The organism is Megasphaera sp. AF13-6AC (genome assembly GCF_027685385.1).
Taxonomy (GTDB): Bacteria; Bacillota; Negativicutes; order Veillonellales; family Megasphaeraceae; genus Megasphaera; species Megasphaera micronuciformis.
This window is the reverse complement of the sequence record NZ_JAQCUN010000015.1, coordinates 8,518-18,663: the sequence shown is the minus strand read 5'-3', so window position 1 is coordinate 18,663 and position 10,146 is coordinate 8,518. Positions and strand designations below refer to the sequence as shown.

The window sequence follows — 10,146 nt, the reverse complement described above, 5'->3', positions numbered from 1 at the left end:
ATGACTTTAACAGTAACTTGATGCGGATGGCGGAAGCGGCCGGAGAAGGGTCCGTTATTATCTTGGGGAACCCCAACAATCCGACAGGTAGCCTGATAAAAAAAGAAGATATGGAGGCCGCTGTCAAAGAGGGAATAAAAAAGAATCTTCGCTTTGTAGTCGATGAGTCTTTTTTGGATTTTCGATATGATGAAGATCGGTTTTCCGTCAAAAACTTAACCGGCATATACAAAAATCTTTTAGTTATTCGTTCATTAACCAAGTTTTTTGCCTTGCCTGGATTGCGTCTGGGTTTTGGGACGGCGTGTGAACATGATATTAAAAAAATGGAAGGGCATAAGGATTGTTGGAATGTAAACAGCTTGGCCCAAGTTGCCGGCACGGCGGCCTTGACAGATGGAGAATATATACGAGAAAGCCGTAGACTCTGTGAAGCTGAACGGGTTTATATGAAAACCCGTCTGCAAGAAATTACGGAAGTCCATGTCACGGGAGGGAGCGTAAACTTTATACTCATACAATTCTTACGGCCTTATCATACGGCTGAGAAAGCTGCGGACTACTGTAAACGTCACGGTATACTGATTAGAAATTGTCGTAATTATAGAGGCTTAAACGGTGAATTTATTCGTCTGGCCGTTCGCGACCGGATTACAAATAACCGCGTTATTAGAATAATTAAAAATTATATTAATAATGAGAAAATGTAAACGATTAACGCTTTTTATAATCAAAGAAGAATAAAATTAAAAAAAAACGTTTAAGTAGGTGATTTTCAAATAATCTTATGATATAATGACGACATCATTAAAGTGTGTTTTTTCTTAACATATGGAAAGGCACCTTTGGGTAAGTTCGTTATACGGGTATGACGATCCTATTATTATGAGAACGGAGTGTGGTATTAATGAGTGAGCAAAAAGACAATAAGCGATTTATTGCCGTAGGCCTCATGCTATTCGCTCTCTTTTTCGGAGCGGGGAACTTGATTTTCCCGGCATCGATGGGACAGCATGCAGGGGAAAATGTTTGGTGGTCCGTATTGGGCTTTATTGTTACGGGTGTAGGGTTGCCCCTTGCCGGCGTTCTTGCCATCGGCTATTCGGGCTGTAAGAATTTACAGGAATTGGCCGGTCGTGTTCATCCTAAGTTCGGCCTTTTGTTTACAGTCGTATCTTATTTAACTATCGGGCCTTTCTTTGCAACGCCGAGAACCGGCAGCGTATCGTATGAAATTGCCGTACGCCCCTTCCTGGAAAATGGCGGTTCGGATTTGAATATGACTATTTTCCTCGTTATATTCTTCGTCATTACTTATTGGCTTTCTGCTTCGCCTTCCAAGCTGGTTGACCGTATCGGTAAGATTTTAACCCCTGTATTGTTACTTACCATTTTAGCCTTAATTGCAAAGTCCTTTATTTCGCCTTTGGGGGATCCCGGTGCGGCAACGGCTGCCTACGGAACGCCTGCCTTGGCAGTAGTTCAAGGGATTTTAGACGGCTATAATACAATGGATGCTATCGCATCGTTGGTATTTGCCATTCTCGTAGTCGAATTTGTTGTGGAAGCAGGCGCATCGACGCCCGGCGAGATTACGTTGGATGTATTTAAATCGGGTGTTATTGCCGTGGCTTGTTTGGCTTTTGTTTATATCTTTGTCGCTAAAATCGGTGCAGACAGTGTTGTAGCTATCGGTATGCAGGACACAGGCGCCCCCGTTTTGACAAAATCGGCTCAGATCCTTTTCGGTAACGTAGGAGCCATGATTTTGGCAGTCATCGTGTTACTTGCCTGCCTGTCAACGTCCATCGGCTTGGTTACGTCTTGCGCTACCTATTTTGAACAACTTATAGGCGGAATGAGCTATAAGGCATATGCCGTATTGTTCTCCGTTATTTCCTTTGCCGTAGCTATGTTCGGCTTGAAGACGATTATTTCGGCGGCAATTCCCGTTTTGATGTTTATTTATCCTATCGTTGTGGCTCTCGTTGTCCTTACGTTCTTACACAAGTTCTTTAAGGGACGTCAGTGCGTATACGGATGGACTATCGGCCTTACTTTGATTCCTGCTTTGGTTACAGGTTTTGAAACGGCTGAAATTTCTCTCGGAGCTATTGATGTATTCTTTAACTCTACGGTTCCTCTACATTCTTTAGGCATGGGTTGGGTATGCTTTGCCGTCGCCGGTCTTATTATCGGCCTCGTGCAGGCTCAGGTAACATCATCAAATAAAGAAGCTTAGAATGGTAAAGAGAAACCTCCTTTTACTAAGGAGGTTTTTCTTTTTAAAATGATTTAGGAGTGGATTGATATGGATATTTTTGAACGTAAGCCTTATCAGGAGTTCATGCATGACTCTCAAGATAAGAAGTTAAATCGCGTCTTAGGGGCCTTTGATATTACGATCATGGGGCTGGGGATTATTATCGGCACGGGGATTTTCGTCCTCACCGGCATCGGTGCCGCTAAATATGCAGGCCCCGGACTGATGTTGTCTTTTGTACTGGCGGCTATTACTTGTGCCTTCGTATGTATGGCTTATTCGGAATTGGCTACCTTTTTGCCCGTATCAGGAAGCTCTTATACTTATGCTTATGCGTCTTTAGGTGAAATCTTCGGCTGGTGGGTAGGCTGGAGTCTTATCCTTGAATATTCTGTCGGAGCCAGTGCCGTTGCAGGCGGCTGGTCGGCATATTTTGTGGGAATTTTGCATTCCTGCGGAATTGAACTTCCCAAGGTGTTGACAGCCGTTCCGGCTGACGGGGGGATCATTAATTTACCTGCCTTTGTTATTGTTTTGCTGGCCACGGGTTGTCTTATTTTAGGTGTAAGAGAAGGAGCAAGGGTTAACAGAGTTCTCGTAGTTATTAAAATCGTGACTATTTTTGCATTCCTCTTTTTCGCAGGCCCTCATATTGACCCTGTAAACTGGCAACCCTTCCTGCCTTTCGGTTTAGACGGTGTTGTTGCCGGAACGGCCGTGCTGTTCTTTGCTTATTTGGGCTTTGATGCCTTGTCTACGGCGGCTGAAGAAACGAAGAATCCTGAACGCAACATGCCCATAGGTATTATTTCGGCTTTAGCTATTTGTACGGTCTTGTACATCGCTGTTTGTGCGGCTATGACAGGCGTTGTACCTTATCCCGAATTGGATACGGCGGCACCGGCTTCATACGTACTTGAATATATCGGCTTACGAGCAGGTTCGGCACTTATCGGTACAGGTGCACTTTGCGGTTTATCAACCGTTGTTTTGAATATGCTTTTCGCACAGAGTCGCGCTTTGTATTCTATGAGTCGTGACGGCTTGATTCCCAAGAGTTTATATACGGTTCATGAAAAATATCATACGCCGTATCGCCTTTTGCTTATTATCGGCATTGTAGTATCTCTGGTAGCAGGCTTTACGCCCATTCATATAGTAGCGGAAGCTTGCAGCGCCGGTACGATTTTTGCCTTCCTTTGTTCTTGTGTCGGTATTATCGTTTTGCGGCGTATATATCCCGACATTCCCAGAAGCTTTAAGTGTCCGGCAGTTTATCTCGTCGCTCCTTTGGGCTTTATCTTCTGTGCATTTATTTTTGCACATTTATCTTCCCATACGTTGGTTCTTTTTGTAGGCTGGTCTATATTAGGCGGTATCATCTATGCCGTTTACGGACATAAACACAGCCGTTTGCGCAACGGTAAGGAAGGTGCGTAACATTTATTTAAAAGGCCGTAACGAAGAGGTCGAAACCTCTCGTTACGGCCTTTTTAGTTGGTGTTGTACATAATGAGATACATCGTTTATAATTAAAAATCAGTAACGACAGAAAGGAAAAAAAGATGGATTTTTACACCTATGCTTATATAGACGGGCAGGTACATACCACCTATCTTTATCACTATGCAGTCCTGCTCGGCGTGACTTTGGCGTGGCTCATAGCCGGCATTAAGTATATGCGTAACCGGTTGCAAACCAAGTATCGTGATTTGACGATTATTTTTTTACTCATCGGTATTTTTTTGGCCGGAGCTAATTGGCAGAGTTTTTCGCGAACCAGGCAGTCTACAGAGGATATGTCCCGCATGTCCGTTTTCTTAGAAAATTTCAGTTACAATTTAAACGTTCCGAAAGACCGGTTGTCAGTTAATTCATTGCAGCTTAAAAACGGCATGGTTGTAAGGACAGGAGCTAATGAGTACTATTCCGTCGATTTCAGCGATCGTGAAACGGCGTATAAGGTTGAACGAATTTATATGATTAATGCCGATGTGCATATTATCAATGAACAGGAGTAAACTATGATTGAATATTCAATGATTTTTGCTAAACTGGGCATAGGTTTGTTGGTTATTATTTTTCAAATCAATATTATGGGGAAGGGCAACTTGGCCCCAACGTCGGCTTTGGATCAAGTTCAAAACTATGTTCTCGGCGGTATTATAGGCGGTATTATTTATAATGACAGCATCGGAATTCTACAGTTCCTCTTAATCCTCATTGCATGGACAATTCTTGTTATGGTTTTGCGCTATGCTAAGGGAAACAGCAATTTCGTTCATAAGCTGATTGACGGAGACCCCATTCTGGTCATCGACCACGGAAAAATCTTAACCGATGTATGTATGCGAGCGGGTTTGAATGCCGGCGATCTTCATTTAAAATTGAGAAGTGCCGATGTATGGCGTGTTGAAGATGTCTATCGCGGAATTTTGGAACAAAACGGTCAGTTGACCATTATGAAATATGATGATAGACACAATCGCTATCCTATCATTGCGGACGGAAACATTAATGAAAGCGTTCTGGAACTTATCGGTAAGAATAAAGAATGGATTGAAGAACGAGTTGCCGAAAAGGGGTATAAGGTAAATGATATATATTTGGCAGAGTATGATGACAATGATATAAGTATTTACGCTTATGCAAAGCAGGGTGAATAAAAAGAACCCTTAACGGTATTATTCCGTTAAGGGTTCTTTTGTCGTTTCCTTTATTTGACAGTATTTTTTAATGTACCGATGGAAGAGATTGTTATTTCAATACTATCTCCCGACTTTAAATAACGAGGCGGATTAAATCCTACCCCTACGCCGGCCGGTGTACCGGTAGCTATAATGTCGCCGCACGATAATGTTGTACCCGAGGAGAGTTGAGAAATGAGCGTGGGGACGGTAAAAATTAAATCGTCCGTACTCGCATCTTGACGCACCTCGCCGTTTACCTTCGTAACAATATTAAATATGTCGGGAGCGGCGTCGCGTAATAAGATATACGGGCCTACGGGGCAGAAGGTGTTCAAACTTTTGCCGTGAAACCATTGTTGGTGTCGGCGTTGCAAGTCGCGGGCAGTCACATCATTCAAAATTGTAAAGCCGTAAACATAATCCATGGCCTCATGCTCGGGAATGTCCGTGCCGGTCTTGCCGATAATGACAGCCAATTCGCCTTCGTAGTCCACTTCGGAAGTTACGTTTTCGTGAAGATCAATGGTATCGTCCGGACCGATAAGAGATGTAGCGGATTTCGTGAAAAACACCGGATATTTCGGCTTTTCTACCGTTGTGACCTTATCGAACTCGGCAATGTGTTCACAATAGTTTTTACCGACACATAGGATATTGTGAATCGTGTCGGGCAAGGGAGTCAGAATATGAACCGTATCTAAGGTCTTGGGTTGCACGGCTCCGGTCCTTTCATTTTGTTCCAGACTGTCAGCCAGAGCCAAGAGTCCTTCAAGACCTTGGGCAATGAATTCCGACAGGGTTTCAGGCAGGGGTGTAAAGAACGCTTCTTCCAAGGCAATAGCACTGTATACGCTTTTTTCGTCGGGCGTAAGAACTCCCCACTGAACGAAGCCGGCGTCTTCAAAGGTTACGAGTTTACGAATTTCCATTTCAAATCAGCTCCTGCATGTAAGATGGATTAATTATAACACAGTCGGCGTCCTTTCGCCGCATTTTCAGTACTGGAAGGGCTTTTTTATTTATGATACAATTTAAACATTAACGGAAAGAAGGAGATGCCTCATGGACCAGGAAAACACCAAAAATTTTATTGAACTTATTATAGATAAAGACAATGAAACGGGAAAATACGGAGAACGTGTGCACACTCGTTTTCCGCCTGAACCGAACGGGTATTTGCACCTCGGACACGCCAAGTCCATTTGCCTCAACTTCGGCATAGGGAAAAAATATAAGGGCTTGACCAATCTGCGCTTTGATGATACGAACCCGTCAAAGGAAGATGTGGAATACGTGGAATCCATTAAGCGGGACGTGGCTTGGCTCGGGTTTTCCTGGGAAGATCGGCTTTACTTCGCATCCGATTATTTTGATATTTTTTATAAGCAGGCTATTAAGCTCATTAAAAAGGGAAAGGCTTATGTGGATGACTTGACGGGAGAACAAATTCGTGAGTATCGCGGTACCTTCAGTCAGCCCGGTAAAGAAAGCCCTTATCGGAATCGTTCTATTGAGGAAAACTTACATCTGTTTGAAGAAATGAAAGACGGGAAGTATGCTGACGGAGAAAAGGTATTGAGGGCTAAAATAGACATGGCCAGTCCGAATATTAATATGCGTGATCCCGTTTTATATCGAATCATTCATGCGTCTCACCACCGTACGGGTAATAAATGGTGCATTTATCCTATTTATGACTTTGCTCATCCTTTGGAAGATGCTATAGAACGGATTACTCATTCCATTTGCACCCTTGAATTTGAAGACCATCGTCCTTTGTATAATTGGGTTGTTGAAGAATGGGACGATCCGGAAAATCAAAAGCCTCAGCAGATTGAATTTGCACGCCTTAATGTGGCCAATATGGTTATGAGTAAGCGTAAATTACGACTTCTCGTTGAGAAAGGTCTGGTCAGCGGTTGGGATGACCCTCGTATGCCGACTATTGCCGGTATCCGCAGGCGGGGTTATACGCCTGAATCGATTCGCAATTTCTGTGAACGTATCGGCGTAGCCAAGGCGGACAGTACGGTAGAGCCTGCATTTCTCGAATCGTGTATTCGCGAAGATTTGAAACTGAAAGCGCCTAGATATATGACTGTAGTCGATCCGATTAAAGTCGTTTTGACCAACTATCCGAAAGACCTTACGGAAACAGTAGTTGCCGATAATAATCAGGAAAATGAAGAAATGGGAACGCGTCTGATGACTTTCAGTCGAGAATTGTATATTGAACGGAGCGACTTTATGGAAGAGCCGGTCAAAAAATTCTTCCGCTTAGCCCCGGGAAAAGAAGTTCGCCTGAAATATGCGTATATTATTAAATGCGAAGAAGTCATTAAAGCTGCAGACGGCAATATTACGGAATTACGTTGCACTTGCGATATGGACAGCAAAAGCGGTAGCGGCGCCAATGCGAACCGTAAGGTAAAAGGTACCTTACACTGGGTTAACGCTGCCGATGCGGTTGATACGGAATGCCGTTTGTATGAATCGTTGTTGAGAACTGACAGTGAAGGTGATGACGGTGACTTCTTGAGTCAAGTCAACCCGCACAGTCTTATGGTGACGCAAGGTAAGGCCGAAGCCGGCTTAGGTGATTTTAAGGAAGGAGATAAGTTCCAATTTCTGCGTCAAGGTTATTTTGTCATTGACCGAGACAGTCAGCCGGGACATTTGGTAGTCAATCGTATTGTCGGCTTACGCGATACATGGGCTAAAATGCAGCAAAAAGGATAGACGTAAAAGGGATACCGCTCTCTTTCTGAGAAGGTATCCCTTCTTATATTGCCGTTAGAGACAGTTGTTTGTATAATAAATTTATCAGGTTGTTATCGGAGGAATAAGATGAAGTCTGCAGGATATAAGAGTATACCCGTATTATTGCTGTTCTTAATTGTCGGCGGTATTTTAGGCGGCATTATAGGCGAGGTTTTGTCGGGTTTAAACTTTGGAAGTATAATGCCCGATTTGGTTCGCCATTATGAAATTTTCAATATTCACAATGTAACACTGAACTTATATGTTATGGAGCTTACGCTCGGTATTCATTTTGCCCCGAATCTTCTCAGTATTATCGGAATTTTAGTAGCTGTATTTATTTACAGACGAATTTAGGAGGTTGAAAGGTATGCTGATTTTAGCATCCGGGTCGCCGCGCCGCAAAGAGTTATTGGAGCAAATCGGCGCGGCCTATGAAGTAAAAGTCGGTACATATGCCGAAGATGTGCCGAAAAACGATGATCCCGAGAAGTTTGTTATTAGACAGGCCGCCGGAAAGGCGGCATCCGTTGCAGAGAAGTATACAGGTCAGTGGGTACTGGGTGCCGATACGGTAGTGGTATCCGACGGTAAAATATTGGGAAAGCCCGGCTCTGATGAAGCGGCTGTGTCCATGTTGCAACGATTATCGGGAAAAACCCATGCCGTTTACACGGGCATTGCTTTGCAGAAAGATGACGGTGTATGGACACATGCGGAAAAAACATTGGTTACCTTTCGTACTTTGTCTGATGCGGAAATCAGGGCTTATGTAGCGACTAAAGAGCCGCGTGATAAGGCCGGTGCATACGGAATACAAGGGCGCGGAGCCGTATTGGTTGAAAAGATAGAAGGCGATTATGCGAATGTCGTCGGACTCCCTTTAAGTGCCTTGTATGTACTGGCGGGGATTGCCGGTATGAGCTTATGAGCGAAGGGGTAAGGAAACTGGCCCCCGGTGAGCGGCCGCGGGAACGTTTTTTTCACCATGGTGCCGCTGCCGTTTCAGATCAGGATTTATTGGCCATTTTATTGCGTACGGGCACGAAGGGACAGTCGGTTTTAGACGTTTCACGGTGTATTCTTCGTACCTTGCCGGAAGAAAATATTTATTATTTGGGAGAGACGGATGTCAGACGTCTTTGTACCGTAAAAGGAATAGGCAGGGATAAGGCCGTCACTTTGTGTGCCGCTATAGAGTTGGGCAAACGAATTGCCCGTCAGAGAGTAAAGGTAAACGCCAGGGATTTCAGCAGTCCCTCTACAGTGGCCGACTATGTAATGGAAGACATGCGCTGTTTGAGACAAGAAAAATTTTCAGCCTTGTATGTGTCTTCCAAAAATAAACTGATTGCCTTACGTGAGCTGACGAGCGGGACACTCAATGAAAGTCTGGCTAAGGCCAGAGACGTCTTCAGATATGCTTTGGAATACAATGCGGCGGCGGTTATTCTTATACATAACCATCCCAGTGGCGATCCGACCCCTTCAAAAGAAGATATAAAAGCCACTCAATGTATTGCTGAGGCCGGTCGAGTCATGGGAATTCCTGTTTTGGACCATATTATTATCGGTGACGGAACCTATGTCAGTTTGTGTGAGAGAGGCTATATATAAGCCATTCTTGACTGACTCGCGCGGATTGTCGTATAATAATCAGGCAAGGTTTAAAGCCTTGTCTACCGGGCCTATAGCTCAGCGGTAGAGCCACCGGCTCATAACCGGTTGGTCCTTGGTTCGAACCCAAGTAGGCCCACCACATGTAAACAAAGCTATTTCGCACTGTTGCGGGATAGCTTTTTTTATAAACCGTGAGAAAAGCGAGCGAGGTTTTATATGAAATTATCGAAACGCCTTTCGGCTGTAGCGAAAATGGTGCCTGTAAATACTACCCTGGTTGATGTGGGGACGGATCACGCCTATTTACCCGTATATTTGTGTGAGCAGGGGATTTGTCCGCATGTAGTAGCGTCCGATGTTGCACCGGGTCCCTTATCGTCCGCATCGGCTCATACGGCTCAGGCCGGACTTGCGGATCGCATTGAGTGTCGCCTTGCCGACGGCTTATCATCGGTTGCACCCGGAGAGACGGACGGCGCCGTACTTTGCGGGATGGGCGGTAAGTTGATGATGCGAATACTTGAGGCAAAATTCGACCTTGTGAGACAATTGAAATATCTCATCTTACAGCCTCAAAGTGATGCCGGTGCATTGCGGCAATATGCGGTTGAACACGGTTTTCGTATAACCAAGGAAACATTGATTAAAGAGGACGGTCGCTTATATCAAGTATTAAGAATTGAACCCGGTAAAGAAGACGATTTTCCTTTCTGGCAGTATGAGACGGGACCGCGTAATTGGGATGATAAGAATCCTTTATTGGGAGAGTTGATAGATGAAATAATACGCAAAAAGAAGCGTTTTTTGAAGGGA

Annotated in this window: 11 protein-coding genes and 1 tRNA gene; 11 read left to right on the top strand and 1 reads right to left on the bottom strand. The window is 44.3% G+C overall.

All coding sequences use genetic code 11. The features are described from left to right. From PGX78_RS01945 to PGX78_RS01925, 5 genes are all read left to right on the top strand, one after another. A partial coding sequence (locus PGX78_RS01945) for an aminotransferase class I/II-fold pyridoxal phosphate-dependent enzyme (protein ID WP_270445163.1) occupies window positions 1–710 on the top strand: 710 nt, incomplete at its 5' end. A 197-nt stretch (window positions 711–907) separates the two neighbouring features. After that, on the top strand, window positions 908–2,242 hold the full coding sequence (gene brnQ, locus PGX78_RS01940) for a branched-chain amino acid transport system II carrier protein (RefSeq protein ID WP_270445162.1): 1,335 nt from the start codon (window positions 908–910) through the stop codon (window positions 2,240–2,242). 69 nt (window positions 2,243–2,311) lie between these two features. Next, window positions 2,312–3,703 carry an amino acid permease gene (locus tag PGX78_RS01935; protein ID WP_270445161.1) on the top strand — a complete coding sequence of 464 codons (1,392 nt, stop codon included), beginning with the start codon at window positions 2,312–2,314 and terminating at the stop codon, window positions 3,701–3,703. A 125-nt stretch (window positions 3,704–3,828) separates the two neighbouring features. After that, window positions 3,829–4,284 carry a DUF3290 domain-containing protein gene (locus tag PGX78_RS01930; protein WP_270445160.1) on the top strand — a complete coding sequence of 152 codons (456 nt, stop codon included), beginning with the start codon at window positions 3,829–3,831 and terminating at the stop codon, window positions 4,282–4,284. Window positions 4,285–4,287: 3 nt separating this feature from the next. After that, window positions 4,288–4,929: a DUF421 domain-containing protein gene (locus PGX78_RS01925; RefSeq protein WP_270445159.1), complete on the top strand. Its 642-nt coding sequence runs from the start codon at window positions 4,288–4,290 to the stop codon at window positions 4,927–4,929. 50 nt (window positions 4,930–4,979) lie between these two features. Here PGX78_RS01925 and PGX78_RS01920 read toward each other — a convergent pair whose 3' ends face one another. Beyond that, window positions 4,980–5,882 (bottom strand): fumarylacetoacetate hydrolase family protein, encoded by a 903-nt coding sequence (locus PGX78_RS01920; protein ID WP_270445158.1) that lies wholly within the window; start codon window positions 5,880–5,882, stop codon window positions 4,980–4,982. A gap of 133 nt (window positions 5,883–6,015) precedes the next feature. Between PGX78_RS01920 and PGX78_RS01915 the strand changes: the two genes are divergently transcribed. The 6 genes from PGX78_RS01915 to PGX78_RS01890 form a co-directional block, all read left to right on the top strand. After that, window positions 6,016–7,692 (top strand): glutamine--tRNA ligase/YqeY domain fusion protein, encoded by a 1,677-nt coding sequence (locus PGX78_RS01915; protein WP_270445157.1) that lies wholly within the window; start codon window positions 6,016–6,018, stop codon window positions 7,690–7,692. Between the two features lie 108 nt (window positions 7,693–7,800). Then, window positions 7,801–8,070 (top strand): DUF4321 domain-containing protein, encoded by a 270-nt coding sequence (locus PGX78_RS01910; protein ID WP_270445156.1) that lies wholly within the window; start codon window positions 7,801–7,803, stop codon window positions 8,068–8,070. 13 nt (window positions 8,071–8,083) lie between these two features. Next, window positions 8,084–8,644, top strand: coding sequence for a Maf family protein (locus PGX78_RS01905; protein ID WP_270445155.1), 561 nt, complete (start codon window positions 8,084–8,086; stop codon window positions 8,642–8,644). Next, window positions 8,641–9,330, top strand: coding sequence for a RadC family protein (gene radC / locus PGX78_RS01900; RefSeq protein ID WP_270445154.1), 690 nt, complete (start codon window positions 8,641–8,643; stop codon window positions 9,328–9,330). The genes PGX78_RS01905 and radC overlap by 4 nt, the downstream gene beginning before the upstream one ends. A gap of 67 nt (window positions 9,331–9,397) precedes the next feature. Further along, window positions 9,398–9,472, top strand: a tRNA-Ile gene (locus tag PGX78_RS01895). A 77-nt stretch (window positions 9,473–9,549) separates the two neighbouring features. After that, window positions 9,550–10,146 (top strand): tRNA (adenine(22)-N(1))-methyltransferase (locus tag PGX78_RS01890; RefSeq protein WP_270445153.1); only part of this gene is annotated, 597 nt, incomplete at its 3' end.

Bases quoted from the DNA above. Each gene is read 5' to 3' on its own strand.
- PGX78_RS01910 (WP_270445156.1), top strand. From the start codon at position 7,801: ATGAAGTCTGCAGGATATAAGAGTATACCCGTATTATTGCTGTTCTTA.
- PGX78_RS01925 (WP_270445159.1), top strand. From the start codon at position 4,288: ATGATTGAATATTCAATGATTTTTGCTAAACTGGGCATAGGTTTGTTG.
- PGX78_RS01905 (WP_270445155.1), top strand. From the start codon at position 8,084: ATGCTGATTTTAGCATCCGGGTCGCCGCGCCGCAAAGAGTTATTGGAG.
- PGX78_RS01935 (WP_270445161.1), top strand. From the start codon at position 2,312: ATGGATATTTTTGAACGTAAGCCTTATCAGGAGTTCATGCATGACTCT.
- brnQ (WP_270445162.1), top strand. From the start codon at position 908: ATGAGTGAGCAAAAAGACAATAAGCGATTTATTGCCGTAGGCCTCATG.
- PGX78_RS01920 (WP_270445158.1), bottom strand. From the start codon at position 5,882: ATGGAAATTCGTAAACTCGTAACCTTTGAAGACGCCGGCTTCGTTCAG.
- radC (WP_270445154.1), top strand. From the start codon at position 8,641: ATGAGCGAAGGGGTAAGGAAACTGGCCCCCGGTGAGCGGCCGCGGGAA.
- PGX78_RS01915 (WP_270445157.1), top strand. From the start codon at position 6,016: ATGGACCAGGAAAACACCAAAAATTTTATTGAACTTATTATAGATAAA.
- PGX78_RS01930 (WP_270445160.1), top strand. From the start codon at position 3,829: ATGGATTTTTACACCTATGCTTATATAGACGGGCAGGTACATACCACC.